The organism is Variovorax sp. Soil_C_17 (genome assembly GCF_057657265.1).
The window spans coordinates 154,631-167,284 of the sequence record NZ_JBDGIT010000005.1 but is presented as its reverse complement, the minus strand read 5'-3'; the positions used below and the strand labels follow the sequence as shown (position 1 = coordinate 167,284).

General features: G+C 65.5%; 10 protein-coding genes. 5 read left to right on the top strand and 5 right to left on the bottom strand.

Features of this window, described 5'->3' with window-relative positions; translation table 11 throughout:
* Positions 1 to 108 precede the first annotated feature (108 nt).
* A complete protein-coding gene (locus tag AC3A6Y_RS23600) occupies positions 109 to 1,116 on the top strand; it encodes an NAD(P)H-dependent flavin oxidoreductase (protein WP_487870676.1) in 1,008 nt (335 codons plus the stop codon).
* A 696-nt stretch (positions 1,117 to 1,812) separates the two neighbouring features.
* Here AC3A6Y_RS23600 and AC3A6Y_RS23595 read toward each other — a convergent pair.
* Together AC3A6Y_RS23595 and AC3A6Y_RS23590 are read right to left on the bottom strand one after the other, a co-directional pair.
* Complete coding sequence (locus AC3A6Y_RS23595; protein ID WP_487870675.1) at positions 1,813 to 3,138, bottom strand: MmgE/PrpD family protein; 1,326 nt, start codon at positions 3,136 to 3,138, stop codon at positions 1,813 to 1,815.
* A gap of 30 nt (positions 3,139 to 3,168) precedes the next feature.
* Positions 3,169 to 4,146 carry a Bug family tripartite tricarboxylate transporter substrate binding protein gene (locus AC3A6Y_RS23590; RefSeq protein WP_487870674.1) on the bottom strand — a complete coding sequence of 326 codons (978 nt, stop codon included), beginning with the start codon at positions 4,144 to 4,146 and terminating at the stop codon, positions 3,169 to 3,171.
* A 102-nt stretch (positions 4,147 to 4,248) separates the two neighbouring features.
* Between AC3A6Y_RS23590 and AC3A6Y_RS23585 the strand changes: the two genes are divergently transcribed.
* The gene (locus AC3A6Y_RS23585) at positions 4,249 to 5,139 is read left to right on the top strand and encodes a LysR family transcriptional regulator (RefSeq protein ID WP_487870673.1); all 891 of its coding nucleotides are present in this window, start codon (positions 4,249 to 4,251) and stop codon (positions 5,137 to 5,139) included.
* 671 nt (positions 5,140 to 5,810) lie between these two features.
* Here AC3A6Y_RS23585 and AC3A6Y_RS23580 read toward each other — a convergent pair.
* Both AC3A6Y_RS23580 and AC3A6Y_RS23575 read right to left on the bottom strand, forming a co-directional pair.
* The gene (locus AC3A6Y_RS23580) at positions 5,811 to 6,107 is read right to left on the bottom strand and encodes a hypothetical protein (RefSeq protein WP_487870672.1); all 297 of its coding nucleotides are present in this window, start codon (positions 6,105 to 6,107) and stop codon (positions 5,811 to 5,813) included.
* A 1,096-nt stretch (positions 6,108 to 7,203) separates the two neighbouring features.
* Complete coding sequence (locus tag AC3A6Y_RS23575) at positions 7,204 to 8,748, bottom strand: winged helix-turn-helix domain-containing tetratricopeptide repeat protein (protein ID WP_487870671.1); 1,545 nt, start codon at positions 8,746 to 8,748, stop codon at positions 7,204 to 7,206.
* A 130-nt stretch (positions 8,749 to 8,878) separates the two neighbouring features.
* On the opposite strand from AC3A6Y_RS23575, the gene AC3A6Y_RS23570 reads away from it, so the two are divergent.
* From AC3A6Y_RS23570 to AC3A6Y_RS23560, 3 genes are all read left to right on the top strand, one after another.
* Positions 8,879 to 9,301 carry a cupin domain-containing protein gene (locus AC3A6Y_RS23570; protein WP_487870670.1) on the top strand — a complete coding sequence of 141 codons (423 nt, stop codon included), beginning with the start codon at positions 8,879 to 8,881 and terminating at the stop codon, positions 9,299 to 9,301.
* Positions 9,302 to 9,321: 20 nt separating this feature from the next.
* Positions 9,322 to 9,807, top strand: coding sequence for a RidA family protein (locus AC3A6Y_RS23565; RefSeq protein WP_487870669.1), 486 nt, complete (start codon positions 9,322 to 9,324; stop codon positions 9,805 to 9,807).
* A gap of 178 nt (positions 9,808 to 9,985) precedes the next feature.
* Positions 9,986 to 10,681, top strand: a complete 696-nt coding sequence (locus AC3A6Y_RS23560) for a hypothetical protein (RefSeq protein ID WP_487870668.1) — start codon at positions 9,986 to 9,988, stop codon at positions 10,679 to 10,681.
* A 133-nt stretch (positions 10,682 to 10,814) separates the two neighbouring features.
* Here AC3A6Y_RS23560 and AC3A6Y_RS23555 read toward each other — a convergent pair whose 3' ends face one another.
* Positions 10,815 to 12,401, bottom strand: a complete 1,587-nt coding sequence (locus AC3A6Y_RS23555) for a sialidase family protein (RefSeq protein ID WP_487870667.1) — start codon at positions 12,399 to 12,401, stop codon at positions 10,815 to 10,817.
* Positions 12,402 to 12,654: the final 253 nt, after the last annotated feature.

The following is a 12,654-nucleotide window of genomic DNA, read 5'->3' as shown; positions in this document are numbered from 1 at the left end:
CCATCTGAATTCCTGAACGCAGACATCTTAAATATTCGCTTTTCTAGATGCCAGCGAAAGCCGAAAGTGATGCCCTCGTCATCACCCTCGGCAGAGGTCACCATGGCAATGCAAACCACGCTCAATGCGATGCTCCGAGTCGAGCATCCGATCTTGTTGGCGCCGATGGACATCGTCGCAGACGCACGCCTGACGCTGGCAGTCGCGGACGCCGGCGGCTTCGGCTTCCTGGGTGGGGGCTATGGCGACGAAGCATGGCTGAGTCGGGAACTCGCCGACCTCGCCGGCGCCGCCCGCGAGCGGAAACTTCCCTTTGGTGTCGGCTTCATCACCTGGAGCCTCGCGCGCAACCCGGCTCTGCTGGATATCGCGCTCGAACAAGGCGCGGGCGCGATCTGGCTCTCTTTCGGTGACCCGGCGCCGTTCGCGCCGCAGATCAAGGCGGCGGGTGCGAAGCTGGTGTGCCAAGTGCAGACGGAGGCGATGGCGAAAGCTTGCCTCGATGCGGGGGCCGACATCCTCGTTGCGCAGGGCGCGGAGGCTGGCGGTCACGGTGTCAGTCGAGGCACGTTGACGCTCGTGCCGGCCGTCGCAGACCTTGCTGGCCCGCACGTGCCGGTGGTGGCAGCGGGTGGCATTGCCGACGGACGCGGACTGGCGGCATGCCTGATGCTCGGCGCTGCAGGCGTCGCGCTGGGCACGCGCTTCTATGCGACGGTCGAAGCCGCTGGGTTCCAGGCAGCCAAGCAGCGCATCGTCGGAGCCACTGGAGACGACAGCATGCGAAGCGTTGTGTTCGACATCTCCCGCAGGAATGTGTGGCCCACGCCGTTCACGGGTCGATGTCTGCTCAACGAGCATCTGAAGCGCTGGTCCGGCCGAGAGCTGGACTTGATGCGCTCGATCGACATTGAAGGTCCACGGTACGCTGCGGCACGCGCAGCTGGTGACTTCGGGACCGCGGCGGTGATTGCAGGCGAAGCGGCGGCACTCATCCACGACATCCCCAACGCGGCCGACGTCATCACGCGGATGATCAGCACAGCGAGCGAGTTGCTCTGCAGCGGAGCCAATCACTTGTGCCGGGCTTCCGGCCGTGAGTCGCCGCACGGATAGCGAAGTTGCCGTGCATGCGCATGTTGGTAGCCATTCGCTGAAGCCCCAGGTGTAGCCTTCCGCACGGGCCTTGGCGACGAGCTGGGCACCAATGTTGCAGGCCCCGCGCGACGTACTGAATCGAAAGCCCACCAGGAACCACAGCACTATTTCTTCGTCGATGCGGCTGAGGGGGTGGCCGGGGTCGCAGGCGTGGCGGGCACTGCTGGGGAAGTCGCTGTCGCAGGAGTCGCCGGGGTTGCCGGCGTGGCGGGCGTCGCCGCGTTGGCTGTTCCGGTGGCGCTCGCATTGGAGCTCGATGAGTTGCCGGGGCCGCTTCCAGAGGACGAGGCGGATCCAGCGCCGCCGCCAGATGCGCCGGCGCCTCCGCCACCGGCCCCACCACCAGAGCCACCGCCCCCGCCACCTGCGCCGCCGCCACCTCCTCCCCCACCGGCTGCGTAGATCGAAGGCGCGATGCCGGCGCCAAGGACAAGGGCAAGTAGAGCAGGCGCAATGGACCGTCGCTGGAGTTTCATCTGGAATCCTTTGAATGGTGGGGCGCCAAATGTCGCTGACCTGGTGCGCCGCAGGCCGTGGGTCACAGCTGCGAGAGCTTGTAGGAAGAACACCGATTGAGAGGGCTCGTGCCTCGACCAGTTGGGTCTTGACTGCTGCGCCAAGTACTTCCGAACGGCAAGACGTCCGCCAGGCGGCTCACGGCGGCTCATCGCAGGTGTCCAGAATCCACAGCCTGTCGAGCAGCGCACGCGCCGCGCCATTCCCGATCACCGGTGCCGTCAGTTCCAACAGTTTGTCGCTGAGTTCTGCGTCGGACAGCGGCAGTTCCGGGTCGCCCTTGCGGTGAGGCTGGAACTGGGTGAAGCGGCGGCCGTCGCGCAAGACAACCTCTACGCGCGCGGCGCGGCGGTCCGGGAAGCCGGCGTCGATCTCGGGGTCCACCACCACGGCGATCCGCGACATCAATGCCCGGGTGGCTGGATCTTCGAGCCTGGCCGGCTCATAGGCGGCCAGGCGCACGCTGCCGTGCACGAGCGCGGTCGCAACGACATAGTGCAAGCTGAAGCGTGCCTCGGCGGCGCTGCGCGGCCGCGCACGACAGGCAATCTCTAGCGCCGGCTTGTACGTTGCGACCTGCAGCCGTTCGACATCGGCGTGCGTGAAGCCATGCCGGCGCTGAAGCTCCAACACGCCGTCGATCGCCGCAAAGGTGTGGCCGCAGCCGATGTGGTTCTTGAACGTGAGTCGCATGATGTGGAAGTCCTGCCCCAGCGTCGCGCCGACCTGCGACCAGTCCGGACCGGCGCTCATCGCACGACCCAAGCCGGCTTCACCGTCCAGCACGTCGAGCGAGCAGCGCAGTCCCCCGGCCGCGAGCTGCGCCGCCAGCAGCCCGGCTTCGGCAGCACGACCCGCGTGCAGTGGCTTGGCCATGGCTTCGAGGCGGAACGCCTGCTGAAGACCCGCGGTGAAGGTGCCTGCGATGGCAAGCGCATGGGCAAAGGCCGGCTCGTCCAAGCCCAGCAAGGCACCGGCAGCGGCCGCAGCGCCGAAACTGCCCATCGTGCCGGTGTTGTGCCAGTACTTGTAGTGCGCTCGGCCCATCGTGAGGCCAATGCGTATGGAGACCTCATAGCCCAACACCACCGCGCGCAGGAAGCCGAAGCCATCGGCACCTGCGACATGCGCGGCCGCGAGCGCAGCGGCGATGGTCGCGGCGCCAGGGTGAAGCATGGCATCGCGGAAGCTGTCGTCCACCTCCGTCGCATGCGCAGCGGTGCCGTGAATCAACGCTGCCGCACGTGCCGTGGCAGCACGTCCACAAGCGAGGCGGGCTGCACCATGGCCCAGGTCGTCGGCGAGCACGCCTTCGAGTGCCTGCACGGCCGGCGCATCGAGCCCCGTGAACACCGATGCATGCCAATCAATGACGGCGCGCTTGGCGTGGTGCAGCACGTCCTGGCGGAGCGGTTGATGGCGAAAGCGCGCAGCGTGGCGCGCAAAGACTTCGGTGGCAGCCATCGACGCTCCTCCAAGCCGGTGCGGACGGCTTCAGTCGGCCTTGATGTGGGCTTCGTTGATCACTTTGGCCCACATCGCGATCTCCGACCGGATTCGCCGGGCCGCCTCTTCAGCTGTCGTCGACTCGGCGAACGCGCCTTGCTGAAGCAGCCTTTCCTTCACGTCGGGAAGCTGCACGGTGTCGGCGAGCGCCGAGTGCAGACGCTCGATGACGGCGGCGGGTGTTCCGGCCGGCACCAGGATGCCGAAGGTCGAGCTCGCTTCGAAGGTGAACGATTCGGTCTCTTCGACGGTCGGGACATCGGGGAGCATGGGGATGCGCCGGGTCGTCGTGACGGCGAGGGCACGCAGTCTTCCCCCGCGGATGTGCGGCAGGGCCGCCGGCACGGACTCGAAGGCCGCAAGCACCTGGCCGCCGACGAGGTCGTTGATGACCTGGCCGCTGCCCTTGTACGGTACGTGGAGCATGTCGATGCCGGCTCTCGACTTGAACATCTCGGCCGCCAGCCGCTGCGGCGCGCCGGCACCCGAGGATCCGTAGGTCAAGTGGCCCGGCTTCGCCCGTGCATGGGCAATGAACTCCTGCATCGACCGGGCCGGGACAGACGGATGCACCACCAACACGTAAGGCACCGTGGCCACGATCATCACGGGGCTCAGGTCCCGTTCCAAGTCGTACCGCAGAACCTTTCGCTCCAAGGTGTGGTTGATCGAGTGCGACGTGAGGGCGCCCATCAAGATCGTGTAGCCGTCGCCTTGCGCTTTGGCTACGGCCTCGGCGCCGATGTTGCCGCTGGCGCCGGCACGGTTTTCGACAATCACCGGCTGCCCCACATGATCTGACAGCCTTTGTGCAAGGACGCGGCCGATCAAGTCGGCAGCGCCCCCCGGCGGGAAGGGCACGATCATCCGCACCGGCTTGGCCGGATAGGCTTGTGCGAACGCGAGGCCCGCCGCGTCACACGACAAACAAAGCGCGAGGGCGAACGCCTGAACGATGTATCGCATGGTGCTTCCCCCTTCTGACGAGAACCTGGTTTGCATCTTGACCCTGGGTAGGGGTTCCTGCAACTATCTGGTTTTGATCGATCGTTGAATCTCAGGAAACACGTGGAGCTGAGGGACATCGAATACTTTGCCGTCATTGCGGAACACCGCAGCGTTCGGCGCGCCGCTGAAGCACTGGGGTTGAGCCCCGGCGCGCTGAGCAAGAGCTTGCGCCGGCTGGAGGAGTCGATGCATGCGAAGCTGGTCGAGAGGACGCCCACAGGTGTGGCGTTGACTTCGGTCGGGGCGGCACTGCTGGCGCAGGTCCATCGGCTCCGCGTCACCTTGATGGACATCCGGCGCGAAGCGGAAGACCTCACAGAAGGCCGCGCAGGCCACCTGCGCCTCGGCGTGGGCGCCACCACGGTCGAGGACCTGCCGCACTGCTGTGCTCCTCTCTTGCAGCAAGCCCCCGCCCTGAGCGTGCAGATCACCGTCGCCGACAACGACGTGATGGTGCCAGCGCTGGCCAACGGGGACCTCGACCTGATCTTCAATGTGCTCCCCGATTCGCCGTATGCCGGGTGTGTACAGGAGCGTCTTTTCGAAGATGTGTTTGTCGTCTGCTCAGCCGCCGACCACCCTCTGGCCAAGCGCAGACGCCTGGCGATGGCCGACCTCGCCGACGAACTGTGGACGCTCTCGGTTCCTTCCGTGCTCAACGTGCAATTCCTTCATCGCACGTTGCAGGCAAGCGGCCTGCCGCCGCCGCGGGTAGCAATCGAAGCGCGGCCGCTGCGCCTGCGCCTTCAGATCTGTGCATCGACGCGTCTGCTCAGCTTCAACGCCCGACGATCTCTGGAACTTGCCGGACCGCGTTTGCGGGTCAAGGAACTTCCGGTTGAGCACCTGAAGTGGCGTCGTGCCTTCGGCGTGATCTATCGAAAGGATTCCTATCGGTCTCCTGCCGCTCTGCGGCTGATCCAGCTGCTCAGGACGATGGCGGCCGAGTAGTCGCATCTGTCAGGTCGCTTCGGGCCTTGCCCTCAGAAGCTGGGGACATCCGGCTCCGGGGGCCTGGAAGCGAGTGCCTTCTGCACCTCCGAGAACCGATCGCCAAAGAAGGCGTCGAGGCGCTCTTCGGCTGGCTGCGCGTCCACGGCCTGAATCTTTTCAACGGCTCTCGAAGTCTCGAGCGACTGCCTGCTGTGCTGGTAGCAGGCAGAAACGGCGACTCCAACGCACACGAGCTGCAATGCATGAATGACCCTGAGTAGGTGCATGACGACCTCCTCGGCAATGGCGATGCCGGAAAGTTTGGATGAAGCGGCAGCGACGCGACTGGGCAGGACGTCATCCGCCCAGAGCGCACACCCGATTGCCAAAGCACGACACATTGCGCGCGGTACTGCGCCACGACGCGCAGTCAGTCTGCCGGGCTGAAGGCCTCCTGCAGCCTGTCGAACCCGGCGATGGCTTCGTAGAGGTCGACGCCTTGAGGATCAAGGCGTGAACGGCCCCTTGTTGCCGCTTGGCAATCTCGCAAGACGGCGATTGTTGGGGCTGCATGCAGACTTCGCCAGAGCCAGTGCCCTGGCAGCGTCGATCGCAGCTTTCGACGCATTCATCATCTTATGGAGAGCTTCAGCCAAGACAATATTCTGAACGGCCTAGTCGGTCCGAACTCAACAACCTTCGCATGTCTTGGGTTGCGCAGAGGCCTGGGAAGCGGACACGGCGTACAGTTTCTCTGTGCGCCACCATGTCAGCAGGCGATCGAAGCTGCCGTCGAAGGCGCGCTGCTGCAATGTCTCGCCCACGGACGAGCAATAGGCTGCCGAGGTCATGTCGAGCACCTGGCGCGATGCCGCCAGATCACACGCCAGGTAGATCCGCTTGAGTTGATCGATCGGCAACGCAGCGAGTGTGCCGGTGCCCGTCTGAGCAGATGCCACCGATGCCGCGAAGACGAGCTGCAACATGGCGGCAAGGATCGAAACGCGTCGGTCTGCATGCACGGTCCACCTCCTAGCCAACGTTCCAATCGCAAGGCGCCAGGGAAGATGTTGAACCGCGATGGCAACAGCTTGAGAGCGGCACCGAAAGTCCATGGGATGTTCGGGTCGGCTCGAACGCCTCTGCCGTTGCATACTAGGCACTGAGCCGCCGGCGTCAATAACCTGAACGAACTAGCTGTGCTGTCTCGAGCGATTGCTCACCGGTACGGGGCCAAGGCTTGACGAAGTGCGTGCCTTCATGGCCAGAATTTTTCTGGCTGTTGCCTCATCCGGCACGCATCCGGCAAGGCGATGCGGCACCTCACGGCCGGCACGCTTGACATCTGCAGGTCCCCTACCCCGTGCCACCTTCACCATGGCCGCCATGCACGGCCATCCTGGCGACCGCCTCGGCAAATGCCATGAGTTCGTCCGACAGCGGCGTCCCCGGCGCGAGCACGCCGGTACGCTCGGCCAGGACTTCACAGGCTGCGCGCGAAAGGACTACGACCTCCTGGGAGCCGGGAACGCTTGTGTCTTCAGGTATTGCTGACGACTTCTTTGTGTCACGTTCTCTTGGCTTCATGGAACAGGCTGCGCTCAACTCGTCGTCTCGCCGAGGGCCCTCGGCAGCTGGGTGCCTTTCTGGTCCCAGCCACCCCCGCCCGGGGAGGTGGGATGAGCGAGGCGGCAACGCAATCTTCGCTCCGCAGCCGCAGCCTTCGCGAACAGCATCAGATCGGACTCGGCAGGCCCCCGCCCTGTCCCCTGGATCTGCTTCCTGAAGGCCAGAACGATTCGATTCTGTATCGCGTTTCGGGCCCGAGCCGCGGCAAGCCACGCCTCACGTGCATCAGTCTCGATGGCTTCGTTTGGGCGACTTGCCATTGCGTTCAGCGTCCCGCGCGCGGCGCTGCCGACGGAAGCCCGTCGTTTTCCGCGGTGAGCACGTGTGAATTTTGCATGTAATGCAATGGTATTAGTTTCAAATGATTTGTCCAGTGTTCGATGCCATCCATCAGGAAGCGCGCTTGCCCCGCGCCGTTCGCATCGGGTTCATCGCAAGACTGCGGCGATGCACCTAGCCGGTCGCTGTATCCAACAGCAACTGCATCTGGCAGGCCCAGCGGGGTTGGGATCGCCACAAGGGCTGCAGGGCGTCCCCGGAGGGCCTCGGCAGCTTGGTCATCTGGTCGATCCATTGGCGCGCCGCATCGGTGCGGCCCAAAGCTGCGCAGCAGGCGGCGGCTGTTTCCATGGCGGAACGCCATGTCGGCCGCACTTTCAGCGCGGCTGCTGCGCGTTGCAGCGCCTCGCTTGCATCGCCGCTGAACAGGTAGGCCAGGGACAGGACGTGGTACCAGATGAAGTTCTGCGGGTCGTATCGGTTTAGATGGAGCCCGCACTCCAGCGACTCGACTGCCTTGCCGGCATCGCCCGAAAAAAGACGCGCCATGCCGAGCACGAGATGGCCGAGCGCGAAGCCGGGGCTGAGCTCCACCGCCTTCTCCGCGGCCCGGATCGCCAGCGCAAAGGCATCCATGTACACGCTGACGATCGCCAGTGCATAGTGCGCATACGGACTCTTCTCGTCCATCTGCACCGCCTGCAAGGCAGCCTCCAAGCCTTCGGCGAGGTCTGCATCCGCATCCTCGCTCCAGCCATACGCGACCAGGCCGGCATCGACGCGGCCGAGCCACATTTTCGCTTCCGGCAATCCGGCATCGAGCTGGCGGGCTTGGCGGAACAACGCGCGCGCTTTCAGGTGCGTCGGCCCGGTCAGTTGATGAAAGAACCATGAGCCCCGCGCGACGAGATCCCAGCCCGTCACGCTGCCTGAGCGCTGCCTTCGGGCGGCCAGGCCGGCCTCGCTCCTGAGCAGCTCGGGCTCGATCGAGCCTGCGACCTGCTGCGCGATCGTGTCCTGCACTTCGAACATTTCCAGGAGGGCGAAATCGTGGTGCCCAGCCCAGATGCAGCGGTTGTCGCAGGCGTCCACGAGTTCTGCCGAGATGCGGATCCTGTCGCCGGATCTGCGCACGGCGCCGGCCAGCAGGTAGCGCACGCCGAGTTCGCGCGCGGCTGCCTTCGGCTCGACGCCCTTGGCCTTGTAGACGAAGCTGGTGTTGCGGCCCGTGACCGAGAACCACCGGAATCGCGTGAGCGCGGCAATGACGTCCTCGGTGACGCCGTCGGCGAAGTACTCTTGCGCCGCGTCGTCGCTGAGATTGACGAAAGGCAGCACCGCGATGGACGGTCGCGTGCCGCCATCCGCACCGGCTGCGTCCGCCGGCACAGGCGGCGCGGCGTCGTCCACTGCAATCGCTTCCACGAGGCGATAGCCCGCGCGCGGCACGGTAAGGATCCATTGCGCGCCTTCAGAGGTCGTGCCTAACAACTTCCGAAGCGCCGCGATCTGAACCGAGAGGTTGCTGTCTTCGACCACCAGACCCGGCCAGGCCGCAGCCATCAGGGTCGACTTGGCCACCACCTCGCCGCGCGCCTCGAGCAGCGTCTGCAGGATCAGCAGACCGCGCTGGCCGACGGGGAGGACGCGACCGTCATGCGACAGGGTGCCCAGCCTGGCATCGAGGAGCAGGGGGCCGAAAGCGAATCGCGTTCCCATCGAACGATGGCCTGGTGGCCGTTTGGAGTATTTCGCAATTTTTCGGACGGGGTTCAGTGACTGTCAAGGCCATTTGATGCATGGTGGCAAGGCATCCAAGCAGGCCATCTCTGATCTCTGGAGAGCTGACATGAACACGACGACAACAGGCACGGGCTCACGACACGTCGTTCGTGGTTCGCAGCCCTACACGAGCGCTCAGGGGACGGTCTACGCACCCGGGATCTGCGCCGAAACAGTGGGATCCGCGGCGCTCTTCCTGGGACGGGTGACGCTCCCCGCTGGAGAGCGGACGAAGGCGCATGTCCACGCACGGCATGAATCCGCCTTCTACATGATGAGCGGTGAGGAGGTGGAGCTGTGGACGGGCGATCGCTTGCAGGAGCGAGCGGTGGCGCAGCCCGGAGACTACCTGTTCATTCCGGCCGGCGTGCCGCATGTGGCGGTCAACCGCAGCGGCTCGCAGCCCGCGGTGTTCATCGGATCGCGAAACGAGCCGACCGCGCAGGAAAGCGTCATGATGCGACCTGATCTCGATGGCCTCGTCCCTTAACGAAACGAAGGAGATCGTTCATGGCAAAAATTGAAGCACGTCTCGCGCAGATGGGTCTGGCGCTTCCGCAGCCCTTGCAGGCACCGCCGAACATCCGCTTGCCTTTCGCATGGGTCCGGGTGCGGGGGCGGCGGGCCTTCATCTCCGGGCACATCCCCCTCGAATTGGACGGCAGCATCGCGAAGCCGCTCGGCAAGGTGGGCGCCGAGGTCTCGCCCGAAGCGGGCTATCAAGCGGCCAGGCTCGTCGCGCTGGCCCACCTGGCCAGCCTGAAGCGCGAGCTGGGCGACCTCGATCGCGTGACCGCCTGGCTGAGAGTGTTCGCGATGGTCAACGTCGCCCCGGATTTCAACGAGACGCCGCGCGTGACCAACGGCTACTCGGACCTCATTCTCGAGCTCTACGGACCGGATGTCGGCGCGCACGCCCGTTCTTCCATAGGGATGATGATTCCGCTCAATGCGCCGGTGAATTGCGAGGCAGAGGTGGAGATCGACGGGGGATAAAAGCTGCGAACAGCGTCCGGTCGTGGGCGACTCTTGATTCGCCTCCGGCCCTTGAAAAGGCGCAGCCCCGGCAGCCCCGAGCAATCATCGAAAAAACCTTACGCAGAAGGTCGTTACGCCTCACACATCCGGGCCGCATGTGCGCGCAACCTTGGCAACTCTGAAAAGGAGTCCGAGCATGGCACAAAGTCCTCCCGAGCCGTTCCGGTTTCCTACGGCCGACAACCATGACACACGCTCCCGCGTGGAAGACTACTTGGAACAGCAGCCGACCGAATCGGCGCTGGATCATGGCGTCGAGGAATCCTTTCCCGCCAGTGATCCGGTGTCCGTCAGCGTGAGCAGGTCCGCGCCCCGCGCGAGCGGCCGCCCGGCAGATTCGCAGCCCGCTTCCCGGCGATTCGAGGATTCGCGATGGCGGCCAGCGCTGCGTACCGGTCTCATGGCCGGAGCCGGCGCGAGTGTGCTGTCCACGGCGGTCTTGATGCTGGCAGGTCGACGCCAGACCGGCAGTGTTTTTGCGCCGACCAATGCGACCAGTCACTGGCTATGGGGTCGAGAGTCCCTCGTTGCGGATCGCGCGAGCCTTCGTCACACCGCTGTGGGTTACGTGACGCACCATCTTGCTGCCACCTTCTGGGCAATTCTGTATGCGTGGTTGTACGGCAACCGTCCGAAGGCGCAGTCAGTTCCTGCTGCACTGGCGGGCGCCACGGCAGCGGCCGCGGTCTCCTGCGTGGTCGACTACACCGTCACGCCGGAACGGCTCAGACCCGGCTTCGAGCACCGGCTGTCGAGGCCTGCCATGGCTGCCATGTATGGCGCATTCGCCATCGGGCTCGCAGCCGGTTGCCTGCTGGCCAATCGGCGCTGAGATTCGAGACGGCATCCGAGATGCCACTTGATCGAAGAGCGCGCAGGGTCCATTCGCCCGATTCACGATGCGGGTCTGCTGCCGCTGCGCCCCGATCGAAAGGACAGCCCGGACCGTTCGCAAGCGGCCCTCGTCAGGGCTGCCGGACGAAGACGATGCTCTGGCGGTCGTGGCTGTCGACGAACACGCCGTCGTTGTTCTGCGGGAAGACCACCGGCAGGCCCAGGTTGTTGGCGACGGTGAAGGCGGCGACGAAATCGGTGCCCACGGTCGAAAGCCCAACGTAGTCGCCGGGGAAGAAGCCTCGCGGACCGGTGATGACCATCTGCCGCATGTCGAACGATTGCGGCGTGAGCCGGCGCTCGCCGAGGTAGTTCAGGTCGGCGTCGAACAGCGACAACCACACGTCGGTACTCAAGCCCGGGTCGCCGAGCACGTCGTTGCGCCAGTCGTAGAAGAGCACGCCGACCCGCCCTTGCGCATCGACCGCAACGACCGGCAGGAACGCCTGCACGTCGGCCGCCGTCCCCTGGTTGACGCGCACCGGCGTCGACCAGGTGGTGCCGCCGTCGTTCGAGCGCGCCACGACGATGCCGGCGCGGCCGCCGCTGTTGGCGTTGCCGTCCTGCCAGGTCATGTAGAGCTGGCCGGTTGCCCGGTTGACGGCAATCGTCGGCAGCTCCTGCGCGTCGCGCACCGGAATGCCCAGTTCGGGGTCCACCGCCGTGACGCTTGCGAATGAGGCGACCCGCGTGTCGACCCGTGTCCAATGCCGGCCCTGATCCGTCGAGCGGAGAATCGCCTGCTCGTACGTGAGCCGAGCCGTGGTCTCGTCGAAAAGGAGGCGGTAGAACGCATTCACGAGCGTGCGGTCCGGCAGCACGACGATCTGCGCGCCCTGGCGGAACACGGCCTGCTCCGCAGGCGCTGCATTGCCCATCGTGGCGATCGGGATCGCCGGCGACCACGTCTGCCCGCCGTCGACCGAGCGTGCGAAAACGAGCGAGCTGATCCCGGTTCTGAACAGCGTCCAGCTCGCGTACACGAGCTGGGAATCGAAGGGATCGGCGGTGAGCGTGTTCTTGTCGTGGAACAGCGAGCGCAACACCGGGTCCCGGCCCGCATTGCGCGCGATGACGATCGGGGGAGACCACGTCATGCCGCCGTTGGTCGAACGGGCGACGATCATTGCGTTCTCGTTGACCGACGTATCGTCGACCAGTGCCATGAAGTGCGCGGTGCCGTTCGGGCTGAAGCTGATCCACGGATCGCTGCCGCGCTCGTAATCGCCGGCCGAGCCGCGCGCCGCTCCGGAGCAGCGCGTGAACGGGATGGTCACCTGTTGCCAGGTCGCCCCGCCGTTGAATGTGTACGCGGCGCCCAGGCTTTGCGCACCGCCCGTGCTCCAGCGGTCCTGGTGCCAGCCGGCGATCATGTTGCTCGGATTGTGCGGGTTGACCGCCAGGTGGGGTTCGGTCTCGCTGTTGCGATAGACGACGCCGAGCTGCGGCGCGCCATTGCACGCGGTGACTGCAAGTGGGTCGTTCGGGTTGCCGCTGTCGGGGTTGGAACTCAGCCCGCTGATCGCCACTGCGCGCGCGCCGCGTCGGGCACGCCGGCGAGCATCAAACCGAGCACTGCCGCGCCCAGGAATGTCGATCCGCGCCCAAGCCAAGGAAGCTGTGACATACCTTCCTCCTGCCTTGTCGAAGGAGGCCACATCGTGCGCTCGCCTCGAAAGCCATGTCAAGCCACGGTGCCGCGTAGGCGGTGCGGGCAGCCGATGGCTTGCCCCTGGGGGCCCGCAGCTCACCCTGTTCGGGCCTCCCTGCGCTGCGAACGCGCCGCGACCGAGCGCCTGCTCGACATGGGCGAAGCGGCGAACTGCTCGGTGATCTACGAGGAGCTGCTCAGAGCCGGCTTCGGCGGCGACAGGGCCTCGGCAGCCGTTCATCGTCGTTTGCGTTCAGGTA

Bases quoted from the DNA above. Each gene is read 5' to 3' on its own strand.
- AC3A6Y_RS23600 (WP_487870676.1), top strand. From the start codon at position 109: ATGCAAACCACGCTCAATGCGATGCTCCGAGTCGAGCATCCGATCTTG.
- AC3A6Y_RS23595 (WP_487870675.1), bottom strand. From the start codon at position 3,138: ATGGCTGCCACCGAAGTCTTTGCGCGCCACGCTGCGCGCTTTCGCCAT.
- AC3A6Y_RS23590 (WP_487870674.1), bottom strand. From the start codon at position 4,146: ATGCGATACATCGTTCAGGCGTTCGCCCTCGCGCTTTGTTTGTCGTGT.
- AC3A6Y_RS23580 (WP_487870672.1), bottom strand. From the start codon at position 6,107: ATGTTGCAGCTCGTCTTCGCGGCATCGGTGGCATCTGCTCAGACGGGC.
- AC3A6Y_RS23575 (WP_487870671.1), bottom strand. From the start codon at position 8,748: ATGGGAACGCGATTCGCTTTCGGCCCCCTGCTCCTCGATGCCAGGCTG.
- AC3A6Y_RS23570 (WP_487870670.1), top strand. From the start codon at position 8,879: ATGAACACGACGACAACAGGCACGGGCTCACGACACGTCGTTCGTGGT.
- AC3A6Y_RS23565 (WP_487870669.1), top strand. From the start codon at position 9,322: ATGGCAAAAATTGAAGCACGTCTCGCGCAGATGGGTCTGGCGCTTCCG.
- AC3A6Y_RS23560 (WP_487870668.1), top strand. From the start codon at position 9,986: ATGGCACAAAGTCCTCCCGAGCCGTTCCGGTTTCCTACGGCCGACAAC.